Consider the following 17,258-nt stretch of genomic DNA (forward strand, 5'->3'; position numbering starts at 1 on the left):
AGCGTTGCCCGCACCATAGGGGCACAGCCAGCTTGAAAGAAGCCTCAGCCCACCAGCTCGTAGGGGTAGTAGGGCGTGGCAACCAGATCGTAGACCAGCTTCAGGCAGACCCCGACGATCAGGATGGCCAGCGCCAGGCGCATGTAATCGCCGCGCAACTGCAGTGCCACGCGAGTGCCGACCTGCGCGCCGATCACGCCGCCTACGATGAGCAGCAGGCCCAGGACGATGTCGACCGTGTGGTTGAAGGCGGCCTGCAGGAAGGTGGTGAGTGCCGCCACGAAGGTGATCTGGAACAGCGATGTGCCCACCACGATCGAGGCGGGCATGCCGATCAGGTAGATCATGGCCGGGATCATCACGAAGCCGCCGCCCACGCCCATGATGGCGGTGAGAATGCCAACGGCCCCGCCGATCAGGCCCGGCAGCAGGGCACTGATGTAGAGGCGGGAGCGGGGGAAGCGGACCTTGAGGGGCCAGCGATGGGCGAAGCCATGGCGGTGGCTGCGCTTGGGCTGGCTTGTGCTACGGCCCGGGCGGATGGTCTGCAGCACCGTGCGCAGGCTCTCGTTCAGCATGGTCGTGCCGACGACGCCCAGAAGGATCACGTAGGAAAACGCGATGGTCACGTCGATATAGCCGAGCGAGCGGACCACCCGGAAGATGACGATGCCGATGCCGGCGCCGATCAAGCCGCCGGCGACCAGGACCGCGCCCATCTTCACGTCGACGGTGCGGCGCTGGACGTGGTTCAGGACCGAGCTGAACGAGGAAGCCAGGATCTGCACGGACTGCGTGCCGACCGCCACCGTCGCCGGGATCCCGACGAACAGGAGCAACGGCGTCATCAAAAAGCCGCCGCCCACCCCGAACATGCCGGACAGGAAGCCGACGACGGAGCCCAGGCCCAGGAGCAGCACCATGTCCACGGACATGCCGGCAATCGGCAGATAGAGTTCCATCGGGCCTGCTGTGCTTGCGACAGGCATGATCGATCAGGGCAGCCAGCCGTCCATGTCAATGCCCGCACACCTCCACAAGACGTTCCAGGAGGTGGTGTGGGACTTCTGCGCCAGCCACGAGGTGCAGGTTGGCCAGCGCCGCGCCATCGCTTGCCGCACCGGCAGGCAGGGCGGCAAGGCGTGCTTCCAGCCATACCACCGCAAGGCGCTCGGATTCCAGCTCCTGGCGCAGGATCGTAGTCCGCAACTCGGCCACGGCTGGGTCACTGGCCGCAAGCGGCTTTGCCAGCTCACGCGCCCGCCGGAGTGCGCGGGTGACGGCGGTCCGATCGTCCCATCCGCCCTGCCGCAGCTCCGCGAGCATCGCGGACGACCAGCACCGGCCTCCCGCTCCGTCAACCAGCGCGGACAGTCCGAGGCTGACGTCGAGGCCGAACTCGTCCTGCAGGCGCAGGCATAGAGGGGCGACACCATCCCGGCCATACATGGCACTGATTCGACGGAACAGCTCGGAGCGTGCTGCACGCTGCATCTGGATGCATTCCCTCAAATGGAAGGCGGGCTGATCCCGTCGGATGCCACCTCGGCCAGGAGCCAGTCGCGGAAGGCGGCGATCTTCGGCTCGTCGAAACGCCCCTTTTCGCTGAACAGGACATAGCCCGTCCCATGGCTGCTCACGAGGTCGAAGGGAGCCACCAGTGCCCCGGACCGCAGCTCCTCACGGATCAGGTGGAGGTCCGCGATGGCAACGCCCAACCCGCCGATCGCGGCCGCGATCGCCATCTCCAGCGTCTCGAAGACGTAGCCGCCCTCCAGTGCCACATGGTCGGGCAACCCGGCCGCCCGAGCCCAGCGCAGCCAGTCCTGCCGGTCCACGTAGGGATGGAGCAGGATCCGTCCGGCCAGGTCGTCCGGATCGCGCAGGGGGCCGTTCGGGCCGGCGAGCAATGCGGGCGAACAGACCGGTGTCATCGCTTCCGGGCGCAGCGGGACGGCTTCCAGGCGCGCCGGCCGGTTCAGGTCGGTCTGGACATCGAGGATGCCCAGGTCGAACCCGCCGCGGAGAAAGTCGCCATGATCGCAGATGATGCCCAAGGTCACCCGCATGTCCGGCCGCAGCTCCTGGAAACGTGAGAGCCGGCGGACCAGCCAGCGCGCCGCCAGCGTCGGCGGCGAGGCCACCTTCAGCTCCCGGTCGCCATCGGTGACGAGACGGGTTGCGCGTGCAATGCGCTCGAAGGAGGCCGTGAGTTCCGGGAGGAGGGCGCGGCCGGGCGCAGTCAGCTCGATCCCCTGGGGCAGGCGCCGGAACAGGACGAGCCCCAGATGCTCCTCCAGGAGTTTCACGTGACGGCTCACGGCACCCTGGGTGACGTGCAGCTCGTTGGCGGCGCGTGCGAAGCTCTCATGGCGAGCGGCCGCCTCGAAGGCACGCAAAGCATTGAGCGGCGGCAGGGGCAAGCTCGGCTCCTTTAGCCTCAGCTTACCTGAGGCTGAGGCGAAGCTAACCTGGTTTGCGACGGCGGCGGAAGAAGCGTTTTCTCTGGCTCCATGGCCTAGCTTCCCTCTGCCGTGGTCTGGAGGATGCCGTGAATGATCTCGTCGCCCGACCGATGCTGCCGCTCTCGCGCCCCAGGAGCATCTGGCGGATCCTGCGTCCCCGGCAGCTGCTGCACGCTTGGCGGGTTCGCCGACGCTACCGGGAGGATCTCAGGCGGCTGGCTGATCTCGGGCCCTACCTGCTGCATGACATCGGGCTGACGAAGCAGCAGGTGGCAGAGGAAGTGTGCAAGCCGTTCTGGCAGCCATGACCGGCCATCGTCATGGCCGGCGGACCGTGACCTGCACTTGCGATGCTTGACCTGTGCCATGTTCCTGCCGATGCCCTCGCCGGACGGGCAGGCGAGGTGGCGGGAGGCCGGGATGGGCGACAGGCGCAAGGCGGTGCTGGTGCTCGACGTGGGCAAGACCAACGTCAAGCTCCTGGCGATCGACGAGGACGGCCGGATCCTCGGGCAGAGCCGCACGCCCAATCCCACGCTGCCCGGGCCGCCATGGAAGCATCCGGACACGGCAGCGACCGAAGCGTGGATGATCGGGGCGATCCGCGAGCTGGCCGCAGCAGTCGACGTGCAGGCGATCGTGCCCACCGCCTACGGCTCCACCTGCGCCATGCTGGATGCGGAGGGAAATCTGGCTTTCCCGATCATGGACTACGAGGACGAGCACTCGCCGGACGTGATCCGCAGCTATGCAGAGGTGGCGCCGCCGTTCGCGGAAACCTTCTGCTCGATCGCGCCCAACGGCATGCTGCTGGCCCGCCAGCTCTGGCGCGCGCGGCGCGAGCATCCGCAGCAGTTCGAGGCAGTGCGGGCCGTGGTGCCGCTGGCCCAGTTCTGGGGATTCCGGCTGACGGGCGAGCTGGCCTGGGAACACTGTGCGCTGGGGGCGCAGACCCAGCTGATCGCGACCGCTACCGGCGAATGGTCGAGCGTCGCCAGACAGTTCGGGTTCGACCGGCTGTTCCCCAAGCGCCAGCAGGCGGACAACGTGCTCGGGCGGATCAGACCGGAGATCGCGGCTGCGACCGGCCTGCCGACCGAGACGCCGGTGCTGGTCGGCATCCATGACAGCAATGCCGACTATGGCCGCTACCGCATGGCTGGTCTCGACCACTTCACCCTGCTTTCATCCGGAACCTGGCTCATCACGTTCGACACGGACCTGCCGCTCTCCAAGCTCGATCCCGAGCGGGACATGGTCAGCAACACCGACTTCACCGGCAAGCCGGTGGCCACCGCGCGGTTCATGGCGGGCCGCGAGTTCGACCTGGTCTCGCAGCTCAAGGGCGCCGGCACGGGCGAGCCAGAGTGGGACACGGTCCTCCGGCTGATCCGGCGCGGCACGATGGCGCTGCCGACCTTCAACGTGAATGGCGACACCTTCCCCGGGACGGGAGGGCGCGGCCATGTGGTCGGGCCGGAGCTTGCCGATGCGACCGAGGCCAAGGCGCTGGCCTCGCTCTACGTGGCGCTGGGCACCGACGTCGTGCTCGACCTCCTGCAGAGCAAGGGACAGGTAATCCTGGCAGGCGGGCTCGCCAAGGACCGGCTCTACGCCCCGATCCTGGCGGCCCTGCGGGCATCGCAGCCGCTGGCATCGTCGAGCGAACCCGACAGCACGGCCCTGGGAGCCGCCGAGCTGTTCTGGCGCACTGTTCGGCCCACACCGCCGATCGCGCTGACACCGGTGGCGCCAGCAGGAATCGATGGCTTGGCCGACTACCGGGCGCGCTGGCGCGAGGCGGTCGCGAGACCGTAACGGTTCTGGGCGATACGGCCCCGTCCGGCAGGCGGTTCGGAACGAGATGGAAATGGTCCGATCACGGCGCTCCACGCTGGCCCTGGTCGCATCGGCAATGCTGCCGACGGCGGGCCGTGCCGCCGTACCGGCCGACATTCAATTCGAGGTTGCCCGCAACGGCGAGACCATCGGAACCCATGCCGTCCGGTTCTCCTCCGTCGACGACATGCTGCATGTGCGAATCGCGGTCGCGCTCGACGTGAAGTTGCTGGGGTTCACGGTCTATGGCTACCGCCACGAAAGCCGGGAAACCTGGCGGGACGGGCGGCTGGTGGCGCTGGATGCCAGGACCGACGACGACGGCGACCTGCTGTCGGTCCGGGCGGAGAACCAGGGGGCACTGATGCTGGTGCGGAGCGTCCAGGGACGGGCGGAGCTGCCGGCCGACATGATGCCGACGAGCTACTGGGACCGGCGCACGGTCCAGCGCGACGCGTGGCTGGACACGCAGGCCGACAAGGTCATCCATGGACGCATGGTCCAGACCGGCCGCGAGGACGTAGAAACGGCCGCGGCTACAGTTGGGGCGGACCGCTACGACATGCAGGGCGAGATCGACCTGACCCTCTGGTACACGGGGCCGGACTGGGTAGGACTGAGGTTCGGCCCCGGCGACGGTTCCTCGATCACCTACCGCCGCATATCACCGCTGGGCCGCGCGGGATGAGTGCGCGGACAGTGTGGATCACCGGTGCATCGAGCGGCATCGGTCGGGCACTCGCCTGCGAATTGGCCGCCCGCGGGAACCATGTAATCGCCTCGGCACGCCGCCGCGACGAGCTGGACCGGCTGGCGGCCGAACAGCCGGGCGTGGTGGGCTGGCCGCTGGACATCACCGACCATGGCGCGGTGGTCGCGGCGGTGACGGCCATCGAGGCGGCGCATGGCCCGATCGACATCGCCGTTCTGGCCGCCGGAACACATGCTCCCGTGTCGGCGCGGAACTTCCGGGCCGCCGAGCTGCAACAGCTCTGCGACCTCAACCTGTTCGGTACCGCCAACTGCCTGGAGGCCCTCCTCGGTCCGATGCTGGCCAGGCGGCGGGGCAAGATCGCCGTGCTGGGCTCGCTCGCCGCCTATCGCGGGCTGCCGACCGCCGCCTATTATGCGGCGAGCAAGGCGGCGCTGACGGCGATGGTGGAGGCGCTCAAGTTCGACTGCGACCGCTCAGGCGTCGCACTGCAGCTGGTCCAGCCAGGGTTCGTCGACACGCCGCTGACCCGGCGCAACCGGTTCCCGATGCCGTTCCTGCTATCCGCGGAGGAAGCCGCGCGGCGGCTGGCGGACGGGCTGGACCAGCCGGCCTTCGAGATCGTGTTCCCACGGCGCTTCGGCTGGATCCTGAAGCTCCTGCGCCTCCTGCCCTACCGGCTCTACTTCCCGATCGTCGCCAGAACCACGCGGGTGTGATCTCCATCACCTCGATGGCGACACGATGGCGCGGATTCCTCGATCGCATCCAGTAAATCCGTGATCCAGCTCGTCACGCTGCGCGTAGCCACGCGGTGAGAGGATCGATCGGTTCAATGGTGATCGGCGCCCCGTGCGGCTTGTAGGAAGGCAGTCTGCCAAGCTAACTGGCTCTATGGGAACGCCGCCGTCGCCAATGAATCACCCGCTCGAGCCGGATTTTGCCGAGCTCATCGAACGTGTGGCAGGAAGCCATGACAAAGCTGCGTTTGCCGCGCTGTTCCACCACTTCGCTCCAAAGATCAGATCGTATCTCAGGCGTCTTGGTGTGGGCGACACCATGGCCGATGATCTGACCCAGGAAGTGATGCTTTCGGTGTGGCGTCGTGCCGGGCAATACGACCGCCGGCTCGCGGCGCCTGCGACCTGGGTCTACACGATCGCCCGCAACAAGCGCATCGACGCCCTGCGCCGGGACCGTGGTGCCGAAACCAGCCTGGACGACACGATCGAGCAGGAGCCGGACGACGCGCCCTTGAGCGACGAGATCGCGATCGCGCGGCAGATGCGCGAGAAGGTCTTGGTGGCGGTGGATGCCCTGCCACCAGACCAAGCCCGGCTGCTCAAGGTCTTTTATTTCGAGGAAAAGTCTCACAGCGTGATCGCGGAAGAAATGGAGCTGCCCCTGGGTACGGTGAAGTCCAGGTTGCGGCTCGCGCTGGCAAAGATGCGCACGTTGATGAACATGAACGATTAGGAATCGTACGCGTATTATGGACATGGACGACGTCCGCCAGGAATTGCTGATGGCTTTCGCGGCCGGTCGACTGGCCGAGCCCGTGACGCTGGCCATCGCGACCCATGTCGCCTTGAACCCCAAGGCGCATGCGGTGGTGCGCGCCTACGAGGAGCTAGGCGGGCGCTTCCTGGAGGAACTCGAGCCGGAGCCGCTGCCGCCGGGAAGCCTGGATGCGGTCATGGCACTGCTGGACACCCCACCGGTGACGCCGCGGCCGCGAACGGGCATCCAGCAGGACCCCAGCATCCCGCCGGTGCTCGCCAGATATCTTCCAGCCCCCATCGACCAGCTTCCCTGGAAGCGCCTGGGCCCGGTGGCCGAGTACCCGCTGCTCAAGGAGGTGGCAGGCTACAAGACCCAGCTCCTGCGGATCCAGGCCGGCCGCAAGGTTCCCCAGCACACCCATGACGGCAATGAGCTGACCGTGGTGCTGCGCGGCGCCTACGGCGACGGCATCGGCCACTATGCCCGCGGCGACCTATCCGTGGCGGACGGCTCGATCAATCACCAGCCCAAGGCCGACGAGGGCGAGGAATGCCTCTGCCTGGCCGTGACCGACGCGCGGCTGCGGCTGACCGGCACGCTCGGCCGCCTGCTCAACCCTTTCATCCGCTTCTGAGCGCTAGCTCAGCGTCGGCTCGTCCCGCCCTTGTCGACGGGGACGGTCGAGGGTCCACCGAAGGCAGCACCGCGCCACCAGAGCCTGAGCGCCTCCCAGTGAATCCCCGTGATGACCTTGAAGGTCACCGGCCCCGCCCAGACCAGGGCGCGCAGCAGTTCACGGTCGGACAGTGGCCAGCGCTCGCCCGTCTGCGATGCCAGCAGTTGCAGCCCTTCCGGCACCGTCTGCCTGATGGCCAGCGAGAAGCGCTGCTCGGGTGGCGCCACCCGGAAGCGATAGCGGGCGGTCATGCCGATGAAAGGCGAGACGAAGAAGTCCTTGTCGGCGCCGTGGCGGATGACGCCGTCGCCGTCGGCCATGGCCGGCAGGACATAGGCATGCTGGCGGCCGAACGTGTTCTTGACCTCGTAGATGACTGTTTCCAGCTGCGCGCCGGCATACACGAAGTAGACGCTGAGCGGGTCGAACACGTAGCCCAGCACCCGGGGAAAGCAGGCCATCCACACGGTCCTGCCCATGTGCGGACGATTGGCGGCTCGCAGGCGGTCGTCGACCCATGGGCGCAGCGGCGAGCCGTCGCGCGGGCCGTGGTCGCTCGCATGCCAGGAGAACAGGTTGGCCCGGCCGATCGAGAACAGCCGGGTGGCCGGCCGGTCGTCCGGGCGGTCGATGTCGAGCAGGATCGAGAAGACCCGGTAGGCGAAACGGTGGCGGAACGGCCGCATCCGGCAGTGCATGACCCAGCCGCGGTAGAGGCAGGCTATGGGCATGCCCGGGGCCTAGACGGCGAAGGCCGGCGCCCACTCCGGCATGAGCGGGCCTGAGGGCAGCGGGACCGAAGCCTTCTCCCAGGGCACCACCGCGCCCAGGGTTCGTGCCACGCCGACGCCCGAACGGATGCCGTCCTCGTGGAACCCGTAGCCGGTCCATGCACCGCAGAACCAGACCCCCCGGGCACCCTGGATCAGGTGGAGGTTGTCCTGCGTGCGCACGGCATCGGCCGTCAGGACCGGGTGGGAATAGTGGAACTCGCCATGGACGGTAGCAGGATCCGGCTCGTGGTAGGGGTTGAGCGACGCGAACAAGGGCGTGTGGTCCGGCAACTGCTGCAGCCGGTTCATCCAGTAGGTGACGGCTACCCTTTCCGTGCCATCGGGCTGGCGTTCGGCCATGTGGTTCCAGGCCGACCAGACCGCCCGGCGCCGCGGCATCAGCCGGACGTCGCCGTGCAGGACGACCCGGTTCGGCTGGTAGGGAAAGCGGGCGAGCAGCCGATGCTCGATCTCCGTGGGCGGCGACAGCATGGCCAGCGCCTGATTGGCATGGGCGGCGACCACCACGTGGTCGAACCGATCGGCGGCCCCGCTCGTGTCGATGACCGTGACCCCTCCGTGCGAGGGGCGGATCTCGGCGACTGCCACCCCCATGCGGGCCTGCGGCAGGATCGGCCTGGCCATGCGCGCGACATAGGTCCGCGCCCCGCCGGCCACGGAGTACCAGGCCCTGTCGCGGACGACCTGCAGCAGGCCGTGGTTGGCGAAGAAGCGGAGCGTGCTGCGTGCCGAGAAGGCTGCGACCGTCTCGATCGGTGCCGACCAGATCGCGGCGATCATCGGCAGGAGGTACCAGCGGCGGAGGCCGGCGCCGAACCGGCCGCGCTGGAGGAAGGCGCCGAGGGTCATGTCCTCCTGGCTGCCATGGGCGAACTCGGCCGCGGCCCGGTTGAAGCGCGCGATGTCGGCCAGCATGCGCACAAAGCGCGGGCGGAGGAAGTTGCTGGGCTGGGCGAGCAGGCCGCCGATCCGGCAACCGCTCCATTCCACCGAGCCGCCTTCCGCGGACACGCCGAAGCTCATGCCGGTCGAAACGAGCTTGACGCCCAGATGCTCGAACGCCCGGGTGAGCAGCGGGTAGTTGCGCCGGTTCATCACGATGAAGCCGGTGTCCACCCCGATCGGGCCATCCGGTCCAGGCACGTCCACGGTGTTCGCGTGACCGCCTAGGCGGGGCTCGCGCTCGTAGACGACGACCTCGTGGCGGGACGACAGGAGCCATGCTGCAGAAAGGCCGGCGATGCCCGTTCCAACAACCGCAATTCGCATCGGCCCGATCGCTCTCCCGGATCGCCCGCCGGTTTCCCGGCCAGCCCTCCATACGCTAGAGGGACACGGAGACCCGTGTCGAGGTCGTCGTCGGCCGTGGCGTCCTGTCAGGGACCCAGGTGGCGGACCAGGAACTGGGCGGCCCGCGCCAATCCCTCGGCATCGATCGCGTGGCCCAGTGCGGGCCGCAGGCAGCATTCGACCGGCACGCCCTGCGCCTGCAAGGCTTGTTCGGCCGCCGGCATGGCACTGGCCGGCACGACATCGTCCGCCTCGCCATGCACCAGCAGGACCGGCGGTGTGCCCGACGGCTGGCCCGGCTCCCGGACCGCCGGGACGAGCCGCCCGGAGAAGCCGACCACGGCTGCCGGTGCCGGGACCATCCGCAGCCCCACATGCAGGGCCATCATCGCGCCCTGCGAGAAGCCGACCAGGGCCAGCCTGTCCGGTCCGAGGCCGTACCGCTCAAGCTTCGCCTTGATGAAATCGACCAGGATCGGACCGGCCCGGCCGATCCCGGCCTCCACGTCGGCAGGCAGGCGCGACTGGAGGGAGAACCATTGCCGGCCGAACGGCGCCATGTCGTAGGCGAATGGCGCATCGGGTGCGATGAACAGCGCGTCGGGCAGGCTTTGGGCCAGCACGGGCGCCAGGTCGATCAGATCGGCACCCTCGGCACCCAACCCATGGATGAGAACCACCAGCTGGCTCGGTGGCCGCCCGGCGGGTGGTGCATGAATGAGACTCGGCAGATCCGTCATGTCCGTCGATACTTGCGGCGTGTCTTTGAGACCAACCATGATGTCTGCACGTCCGGAGCGCAACGCGCCGGCAGGCGAAAGGGCCGGGTTGGTGCTGGCTGGTCACGATCGATTGCCCGAGCCGTTTCCCGACGAGCCGGTCCGCGTGACCCGCTTTGCGCCCTCCCCGACCGGCTACCTGCACCTGGGCCACGCCTATTCCGCCCAGTTCGCCCATGATGCGGCCGTGTTCTGCGGCGGCCGCTTCCTCGTTCGGATCGAGGACATCGATGTCGGGCGCTGCCGTCCCGAGTTCACCGATGCGATCTTCGAGGACCTGAACTGGCTGGGCCTGCGCTACGAGCGGCCGGTCCGGCGGCAGTCCGAGCATCTGCGGGTCTATGAGCAGGCCATCGAATGGCTCGACGAGGAAGGGCTGGTCTATCCATGCTTCTGCACACGCCGGCAGGTGAAGGCGGAAGTGGAGGATGCGGGCCGGGCACCACACGGCCCCTCCGGCGAACCCATCTACCCAGGTACCTGCCGCAACCTGGACGACGAGGAGCGGCGCCGGCGGATCGAGCGCGGCGAGCCGTTCGCCTGGCGGCTGGACGTCGGAAAGTGCCTGGAGCGCACCGGTGCGCTCTCCTGGTTCGACTGCCGGGCCGGCGAGGTAGCGGCCGACCCCTTGTCACTCGGGGACATCGTGCTGGGTCGCAAGGATGTCCGTACCAGCTACCATCTGGCGGTGACGGTCGACGATGCCTTGCAGGGGGTGACGCTGGTCACGCGGGGTGAGGATCTTTTCCACGCAACCCACATCCATCGGCTGCTGCAGGCTGTACTGGGACTGAAGACTCCGCGCTACTATCACCACAACCTGCTCGTCGACCGGAACGGACAGCGCATGAGCAAACGCAATCGGGCGGTCACGCTCCGACATTTCCGCGACACCGGCCACCGGGTCGAGGACTTGTTCAAGAACGTGTCGCCGTCGTCTGTGTCCGGGGACGATGCCCTCAAAGGGATGCCCGTCGTCTGAAGCGCTTGGCTTACGTTCTGCTGATTCTCCTACTGGGCGCCTGCCATGGCGCGGCACCTCCGCCTGCCCGCACGCCAGGACCGCTGCCCGAGATCACGTTTGACCCGCCGGGCAAGCCCAAGGTGACGATCATCGCCCTGCACGGCTTCAACGATCGAAAGGCCGCCTTCGATGAGGTGGGGGCCTGGCTGGCGGCACGCGGCTACCGGCTCGTGGCCTATGACCAGGCCGGCTACGGCGCGCGCCAGGACCGCGGGATCTGGCCCAGCACTGACCAGCTGGTACGTGACCTGCTGTTTCGCGTGAGGGTCGAGCGGGCGGGTGCGCCCGACGTGCCGGTCTGGATCCTCGGCGAGAGCATGGGTGGCGCCGTGGCCCTGGTCGCGGCCGCGCGGTTGCCGGACGAACTGGATGTCGAAGGGCTGATCCTCAGTGCCCCGGGGGTCTGGGGCGGGGACGCGGTGAAGCCTTACGTCCGCCGGCCGCTAAGGGCGCTTGCGGCCGTGGCGCCTGACATGGTGTTCACCGGCGGTGACCTGGGCATCCTGGCCTCGGACAACATCCCGATGCTGATCGAGCTGGGCAAGGACCCGCTCTACCTGCGCACGGCGCGGGCCGACTCGCTGATCGGCATCTTCGACCTGATGGACGAGGCGGTCCGGGATGGCCCCAGCGTCCGCCTGCCGGTCACGATCCTGAACGGCGACGTGGACCAGGTCATCCTGCCGGAGATCCAGAAGGAGTTCGTCGCGAGCATGCCGTCCGACACGTGCAGGGAGATCCGCTATCCCGGCGGCTGGCACATGCTGCTGCGCGATCTCGGCCGGGAGACGGTGTTCAAGGACGTGCTGGCCGTGCTGGAGGGCCAGCGCCCCGGCCAGCCATGTGGACCTAGAGCAGCCGGGCCGCCGCCTCGATCCTGAGCGCCAACTCCAGGGCGGCCAGGCCAGCGCGCCCCGGCATGGCGCAGGCACATTCGCCGCGGATCGTCGCGCAGAACGCTTCGATCTCGGCCCGCACCGTGTCGACGGCTCCGAACGTCTGGCTGGCGACGTCCATGCGTGCGTCGCCTGGGGTGGTGACGGCCACCACGCGGTTCTGGAAGTCGATCTCGACGGATCGTCCGCCCGGCTCGGCGAACGTGGCCCGGCGCATCGTCGCCTGGGCGATCCGGCTTGAGGTGACATCGGCGACCGTGCCGTCCGCAAAGCGCAGCCTGGCATCGACCCGGTCGAGCTTGGGCGAGAGCACGCTTTGCCCGGTTACCTCGAGGCTCTCCACCGGAGCCGGTACGACGTCCAGCAGCAGGTCGAGGTCGTGGATCATCAGGTCGAGGATCACCGAGACGTCGAGCGAGCGCGGCTGGAAGGGTGCCACCCGCAGCATCTCGATGCGCCGGGGCGAGCGGATCTCGCTCCGTCCGGCTACCCAAGCCGGGTTGAACCGCTCGACATGCCCGACCTGCAGGACCAAGCCCAGCCGCTCGGCATGCTCGACCAGTGCCTGGGCGGACGGCACGTCGGCCGTGATCGGCTTTTCGACGAACACATGCGCACCGGCGTCCAGGAAAGCCGTGGCGATCTCGGCGTGCACCTGCGTGGGCGTCGCCACGCTCACCGCGTCGACCCGTCCCAGCAGGGAGCGCCAGTCGGTCGTGAACGGCGCGTCGCCGCGGTCGTTCGCAGCGTTGCGGTCGGCCACGCCCACCAGCTCGGCACCCGGCAAGGTCGCCCATTTCTGCACGTGCCAGCGCCCGAAATGACCGGCTCCGACGACGGCCGCCCTCAACATCGATCCGGTCCTTTCCGCTGCCTGACGAGGCCGGGCCTGGATAGCGTCCTCTTGCACCCAGTGCGAGGGAAAGGCCCGGAACCAGCACCCCCAAGGCGAGCCTTGCAAGACGGTGGCGCCCAGGGCTATGGACGAACTATCAGATCCGCCGGCAGGCGTGCAGCGTGAGCTGGACATAGCCGACATGCGTGGCGCGTCTGTGGCCCGAGTAGAGTAGGGGAGCAGCGCGACGGGCAAACCGCCCGCGGGCTGGCGAGGCTCGGAAAAGGGGCTCTTCCTGAGCCCCTTTTTCGTGCGCGGACCGATCGGTTCTGCTCTCCGTCCAGCAAGAGAGGAATGGTCGCCGATGCCCGACGTCGGGGGGGTCGCCGCCGATCAGCTACGTCTGATCGTTGACAAGATCGAGCGATTGGAAGTCGAGAAGAAAGAACTCGGCGAACAGATCAAGGAAGTCTATGCCGAGGCAAAAGGCGAAGGATTCGACGTCAAGATCCTACGCAAGCTGATCACCATGCGGAAGATGAGACCGAACGACCGGCAGGAGCAGGAAGAGCTCCTCGATCTCTACAAGTCCGCATTGGGCATGATTTGAGCAGTTGCCTGTTCTGTAACAGCCCTGCGCGACGCTCCGTCACGCTTCTGTAACATCTTCCTCCTGGACGCACCTTCATCGCATCGCCATGTTCCGTTCTTCGGACCGGCGTGAAGACATGCGACGTACTGTGGAGCTTTTCCTTATCTTGCTGATGCTGTTCGGTGGGCCGCTCCTGGTTGCGTCATGCACACGGCCGGGAGCGGTCGACTGGCGCACGGCCAGTCGTGCGCCCACCAACATCCTGCCCGCCGCAGCAGCGCATGACGAGGCGGTGGTGGCCGTGCTTGCCGCGCGCGCCTGGGGCTGGCGCGGCGCCTTTGCCGTGCACACCTGGGTCGTGATGAAGCCCAAAGGCGCCACACGGTACGATCGCTATGAAGTGGTCGGATGGGGCGTCCAGCAGGGTGTGCGGGCGGTACGGCAGAACATGCGCCCGCCCGATGCGCCCTGGGCAGGCAACCAGCCGACCATCGTCCACATGGTCCAGGGCGACGCGGCCGAGCAGGCGATCCCCGAGATCGAGGCGGCGATCGCGCGCTATCCCTACCCGGAGAGCTACGTCATCTGGCCGGGGCCCAACTCCAACACCTTCATCGCCTATCTCATCCGGCAGGTACCGGAACTGGCGATGGAGATGCCGGCCCATGCCGTCGGCAAGGACTGGATCGCCAACGGCGTCCCGTTTGCCGCCGCGACGAGTCGCACCGGCGTACAATTGTCGCTGTTCGGCGTGCTGGGCCTGACGGTCGCCCTGGCCGAGGGCATCGAGGTCAACCTGCTGGGCCTGGTGGTGGGCATCGATCCGATGGACCTCGCCATCAAGCTGCCCGGGATCGGAAGGATCGGCTGGCGTTGATCATCGGCGGACTGGTCAGCTTCGGGGCGCCCTATTAGCCTGCGGAGAAACTATCCCCGAAGGGACGACGGCGACATGACGAGGCTGGCCCTGGCCATACTGGCAACGACTGCTCTGCTGGTCGGTTGCAACAGCAAGCAGATCAAGGATGCCAAGCAAGGCGAATGGGGCTGCCTGGCCGGGACGGCGGCCGGTGCCGTCGCAGGTGCCGTGGTCGGCGGCGTATTCATGAAGGGCCTGGGCGGCAACGATACGCTGAAGACCCTGGGCGCGGTCGGTGGTGCAGCCGGCGGCGGGGCCCTGGGCGATGAATTGGCGTGCAAGTGAGGCGCGAGAACATGAACTACCTGAGCGGCATGATTGCCATCCCCATGGTCGGGGCGAGCCTGTTCGCCGCGGCGCCATCTCATGCACAGACGCAGACGATGTCGCGTGACACGTTCCTGGTGATGGACATCGACGGCAGCGGTCAGGTCGACGCCGTCGAGTTCGGGATGGCCATGGGCGCCGCGTTCGCCCATGCCGACGACAATGCGGATGGCACGCTGGATGCTCAGGAAGTGACCGTCCTCGCGCTGCCTGCGCAGGTCGATACGGACGGCAACGGCCAGGTTACGATCAACGAGTACCTGGTCAGCGTCCGCAACGACTTCCGCCGGGCGGATGGGGACGAGGACAGCATCCTCCTTCCCTGACCAGCACGCCGGAGATCGTCATGCGCATCGTGGTTCTGGGAGGCGGCGTCATCGGCGCCGCCTCCGCCTATTGGCTGATGCGCGATGGCCATCAGGTCGACCTGGTCGAACGGCGCGAGGCCGCCGGGCTGGAAACGAGCTGGGGCAACGGAGCCGTCATCCATGTCAGCTCGGTGGAGCCCTGGTCGGCGCCCGGTGTGCCGCTCCAGGTCATGCGCTGGATCGGGAAGGAGGAGGCGCCGTTCCTCCTGAGGCTGGGCGCCCTGCCGCACATGTGGCGCTGGGGCCTGTCGTTCCTGTTGAACTGCAGCCCGACTAGACATCGCGAGAACGCGAAGGCCAACCTGGAGTTGGCGCTGCTCAGTGCGCGCTCGATGGCGGAGATCCGGGAGCACACCGGCATCCAGTACGACTATGCGCGCGCCTGCGTGATGAAGACCTTCACCAGCAGCGTCTCGCTTGCCGCCGCGACCGCTGCCCACCACGCGATGTCGCCGTTCGGCTTGGTCACCGAGACGCTCGACGTCGCGGCCTGCGTGGAGCGCGAACCGGCGCTGGCTGCTGCAAAGGACAGGCTGGCCGGCGGCCTCTACTTCCCGCAGGACGAGATCGGGGACTGCCCGAAATTCTCGCAGGGCCTGACCGCCTGGTGCGCCGAGCGTGGCGCGAACCTGCACTTCGGCACGACGGTCGAGAAGGTCGAGCTCACGAATAATCGAGTGACGGGTGTGCTGACCTCGAAGGGCCGCCTGGCTGCCGATGCCGTGGTCGTGGCGCTGGGCAGCTTCAGCCCTCTTCTCCTGCGCGAGTTCGGGCTCAAGCTACCGATCTATCCGATCAAGGGTGTTTCGCTCACCGCTCCCAGGCGACTATGGGAGGGTGCAGTGAGTAACGCCGTCCTGGACGATGCCGGTCACTATGCGCTCACGCCGGTGGGCGACCGGCTGCGTGCGGTGGGCACGGCGGAGATCAGCAACTACGACGCCACGCCCGACCCGGCACGGATCAAGGCGCTCGTGGACGCGGTCTGCATCCTGTTCCCGGCGTTCCGCGACGTCGCCCGCAGCCCGGAGGCCGTGTCGTGGGCAGGGTTACGGCCGTACATGCCTGATGGGCGGCCGCTGGTCGGCGGCACGGCCGTCACGGGCCTCTATCTGAACACCGGCCATGGTCATACCGGCTGGACGATGGCGGCGGGATCAGGACGGCGACTAGCCGAGATCGTGCGCGGGGAGCACATCACCGACAGCCTGCCCACCGCAGCCTGATCTCCGTTTGGTGTGCTTCTTGCTGCCCTCGTCGTTGGTCGATAGTTCTTGGTGCTCGTGACCGACGATAGAGGATGGACGCGACATGGCAGACGACAAATCGGGCATCGCCGACGGCAGCATGATTCGCCGCGGCGTGCTTGGTCTTTCGGCAGCGGGTGCTGCCCTAGGTGGCGTGGCAGGCGCAGGCCTGGGCCTGCTCGCGCCGCGCGCAGCGCAGGCCCAGGAGGCGGTGCCGAGCCGCCTGCAGACCGTGCTCGACCGTGGCCATCTCATCGTCGGCACCGGCAGCACCAACCCGCCCTGGCATTTCGAGGACGAGACCGGCAAGCTGGTCGGCATGGACATCGACATGGCGCGGCTGCTCGCCAAGAGCCTGTTCGAGGACCCGGAGAAGATCGAGTTCGTGCTGCAGGGCTCGGATGCGCGCATCCCCAGCCTCGTGACCGACAAGGTCGACGTGATCTGCCAGTGGATGACGGTCACTGCCGGCCGCGCCCAGCAGGTCGAGTTCACCCATCCCTACTACCGGGAAGGCGTTGGCCTGATGCTCATGGCCGAGGGCGGCAGGTTCAAGAACTATGACGAGATGAAGGCGGCCGGTGCGGACGTGACCGTCGGCGCCATGCAGAACGTCTTCATTGCAGACTGGACCAAGATGGCGCTGCCCGACGCCAAGCTCGACCAGTTCGAGAGCCCGGACGCCACGCTCCAGGCGCTCAATGCGGGCCGCATCGATACCTATCTGGCTGACCAGTCCGCGATGCGCTGGCTCATGGCTCAGGCACCCGGCCGCTACCTGGACTCCGGCTTTGGATGGATGCCGAATTCCTACGCATCGGCCGTGAAGCCGGGCGACCCGATCTGGTTGAACTGGGTCAATACGGTCTACAAGGAAGCCATGATGGGCGTCGATTTCGACAGCTTCAAAGCTTCGTACAAGAAGTGGTTCGGCATCGATCTGCCCACGCCCAAGGTCGGTTTCCCCACCGAGTTCTCCTGAGCGCGATCAG

The 17,258-nt window shown here is 67.6% G+C and carries 21 protein-coding genes; 14 read left to right on the forward strand and 7 right to left on the reverse strand.

What is annotated here, in order from left to right:
• Positions 1-44: 44 nt before the first annotated feature.
• Genes VHL31_RS17330 through VHL31_RS17340 form a run of 3 tightly spaced genes read right to left on the reverse strand, consistent with a single transcriptional unit; the run spans position 45 to position 2,423 of the window.
• Complete coding sequence (locus VHL31_RS17330; RefSeq protein WP_329662493.1) at positions 45-962, reverse strand: sulfite exporter TauE/SafE family protein; 918 nt, start codon at positions 960-962, stop codon at positions 45-47.
• Between the two features lie 55 nt (positions 963-1,017).
• Positions 1,018-1,494, reverse strand: coding sequence for a DUF2390 domain-containing protein (locus tag VHL31_RS17335; RefSeq protein WP_329662494.1), 477 nt, complete (start codon positions 1,492-1,494; stop codon positions 1,018-1,020).
• Between the two features lie 14 nt (positions 1,495-1,508).
• Entirely contained in the window at positions 1,509-2,423 is a 915-nt protein-coding gene (locus VHL31_RS17340) for a LysR substrate-binding domain-containing protein (protein ID WP_329662495.1), read from the reverse strand.
• A gap of 128 nt (positions 2,424-2,551) precedes the next feature.
• Here VHL31_RS17340 and VHL31_RS17345 point away from each other — a divergent pair, with 128 nt between their 5' ends.
• The 6 genes from VHL31_RS17345 to VHL31_RS17370 all read left to right on the forward strand — a co-directional run bounded on the left by VHL31_RS17345 (position 2,552) and on the right by VHL31_RS17370 (position 7,153).
• Positions 2,552-2,773, forward strand: a complete 222-nt coding sequence (locus VHL31_RS17345; protein ID WP_329662496.1) for a DUF1127 domain-containing protein — start codon at positions 2,552-2,554, stop codon at positions 2,771-2,773.
• Positions 2,774-2,831: 58 nt separating this feature from the next.
• Positions 2,832-4,283, forward strand: a complete 1,452-nt coding sequence (locus VHL31_RS17350) for an FGGY-family carbohydrate kinase (protein ID WP_329662497.1) — start codon at positions 2,832-2,834, stop codon at positions 4,281-4,283.
• A gap of 52 nt (positions 4,284-4,335) precedes the next feature.
• On the forward strand, positions 4,336-4,992 hold the full coding sequence (locus tag VHL31_RS17355) for a DUF6134 family protein (RefSeq protein ID WP_329662498.1): 657 nt from the start codon (positions 4,336-4,338) through the stop codon (positions 4,990-4,992).
• Entirely contained in the window at positions 4,989-5,735 is a 747-nt protein-coding gene (locus tag VHL31_RS17360) for an SDR family NAD(P)-dependent oxidoreductase (protein ID WP_329662499.1), read from the forward strand. Before VHL31_RS17355 ends, VHL31_RS17360 begins: the two co-directional genes overlap by 4 nt.
• Before the next feature lie 196 nt (positions 5,736-5,931).
• Positions 5,932-6,492 (forward strand): sigma-70 family RNA polymerase sigma factor, encoded by a 561-nt coding sequence (locus tag VHL31_RS17365; protein WP_329662500.1) that lies wholly within the window; start codon positions 5,932-5,934, stop codon positions 6,490-6,492.
• 22 nt (positions 6,493-6,514) lie between these two features.
• Positions 6,515-7,153 carry a ChrR family anti-sigma-E factor gene (locus VHL31_RS17370; protein WP_329662501.1) on the forward strand — a complete coding sequence of 213 codons (639 nt, stop codon included), beginning with the start codon at positions 6,515-6,517 and terminating at the stop codon, positions 7,151-7,153.
• Between the two features lie 8 nt (positions 7,154-7,161).
• Here VHL31_RS17370 and VHL31_RS17375 read toward each other — a convergent pair whose 3' ends face one another.
• The 3 genes from VHL31_RS17375 to VHL31_RS17385 all read right to left on the reverse strand — a co-directional run bounded on the left by VHL31_RS17375 (position 7,162) and on the right by VHL31_RS17385 (position 10,058).
• Positions 7,162-7,926, reverse strand: coding sequence for a DUF1365 domain-containing protein (locus VHL31_RS17375; RefSeq protein ID WP_329662502.1), 765 nt, complete (start codon positions 7,924-7,926; stop codon positions 7,162-7,164).
• Positions 7,927-7,935: 9 nt separating this feature from the next.
• Positions 7,936-9,258 carry an NAD(P)/FAD-dependent oxidoreductase gene (locus tag VHL31_RS17380; protein ID WP_329662503.1) on the reverse strand — a complete coding sequence of 441 codons (1,323 nt, stop codon included), beginning with the start codon at positions 9,256-9,258 and terminating at the stop codon, positions 7,936-7,938.
• A 107-nt stretch (positions 9,259-9,365) separates the two neighbouring features.
• Positions 9,366-10,058 carry an alpha/beta hydrolase gene (locus tag VHL31_RS17385; RefSeq protein WP_329662504.1) on the reverse strand — a complete coding sequence of 231 codons (693 nt, stop codon included), beginning with the start codon at positions 10,056-10,058 and terminating at the stop codon, positions 9,366-9,368.
• Here VHL31_RS17385 and gluQRS point away from each other — a divergent pair.
• Positions 10,057-11,040, forward strand: a complete 984-nt coding sequence (gluQRS, locus tag VHL31_RS17390; protein WP_329662505.1) for a tRNA glutamyl-Q(34) synthetase GluQRS — start codon at positions 10,057-10,059, stop codon at positions 11,038-11,040. The two genes, VHL31_RS17385 and gluQRS, sit on opposite strands and share 2 nt — an antisense overlap.
• Before the next feature lie 5 nt (positions 11,041-11,045).
• Entirely contained in the window at positions 11,046-11,963 is a 918-nt protein-coding gene (locus VHL31_RS17395; RefSeq protein WP_329662506.1) for an alpha/beta fold hydrolase, read from the forward strand.
• Here the strand turns inward: VHL31_RS17395 and VHL31_RS17400 are convergent.
• Positions 11,932-12,831 carry a Gfo/Idh/MocA family oxidoreductase gene (locus VHL31_RS17400; RefSeq protein WP_329662507.1) on the reverse strand — a complete coding sequence of 300 codons (900 nt, stop codon included), beginning with the start codon at positions 12,829-12,831 and terminating at the stop codon, positions 11,932-11,934. The two genes, VHL31_RS17395 and VHL31_RS17400, sit on opposite strands and share 32 nt — an antisense overlap.
• Before the next feature lie 346 nt (positions 12,832-13,177).
• Here VHL31_RS17400 and VHL31_RS17405 point away from each other — a divergent pair, with 346 nt between their 5' ends.
• From VHL31_RS17405 to VHL31_RS17430, 6 genes are all read left to right on the forward strand, one after another.
• The gene (locus VHL31_RS17405; protein ID WP_329662508.1) at positions 13,178-13,423 is read left to right on the forward strand and encodes a DUF2312 domain-containing protein; all 246 of its coding nucleotides are present in this window, start codon (positions 13,178-13,180) and stop codon (positions 13,421-13,423) included.
• A 154-nt stretch (positions 13,424-13,577) separates the two neighbouring features.
• Positions 13,578-14,282 carry a DUF3750 domain-containing protein gene (locus VHL31_RS17410; protein ID WP_329662513.1) on the forward strand — a complete coding sequence of 235 codons (705 nt, stop codon included), beginning with the start codon at positions 13,578-13,580 and terminating at the stop codon, positions 14,280-14,282.
• Between the two features lie 75 nt (positions 14,283-14,357).
• Positions 14,358-14,609, forward strand: a complete 252-nt coding sequence (locus VHL31_RS17415) for a hypothetical protein (RefSeq protein ID WP_329662509.1) — start codon at positions 14,358-14,360, stop codon at positions 14,607-14,609.
• On the forward strand, positions 14,600-14,977 hold the full coding sequence (locus tag VHL31_RS17420; protein ID WP_329662510.1) for a hypothetical protein: 378 nt from the start codon (positions 14,600-14,602) through the stop codon (positions 14,975-14,977). The genes VHL31_RS17415 and VHL31_RS17420 overlap by 10 nt, the downstream gene beginning before the upstream one ends.
• 20 nt (positions 14,978-14,997) lie before the next feature.
• Positions 14,998-16,245 (forward strand): D-amino acid dehydrogenase, encoded by a 1,248-nt coding sequence (locus VHL31_RS17425; protein WP_329662511.1) that lies wholly within the window; start codon positions 14,998-15,000, stop codon positions 16,243-16,245.
• 85 nt (positions 16,246-16,330) lie between these two features.
• The gene (locus VHL31_RS17430; protein ID WP_329662512.1) at positions 16,331-17,248 is read left to right on the forward strand and encodes a transporter substrate-binding domain-containing protein; all 918 of its coding nucleotides are present in this window, start codon (positions 16,331-16,333) and stop codon (positions 17,246-17,248) included.
• Positions 17,249-17,258: the final 10 nt, after the last annotated feature.

The sequence above is a fragment of the Geminicoccus sp. genome (assembly GCF_036263595.1).
Taxonomy (GTDB): Bacteria; Pseudomonadota; Alphaproteobacteria; order Geminicoccales; family Geminicoccaceae; genus Geminicoccus.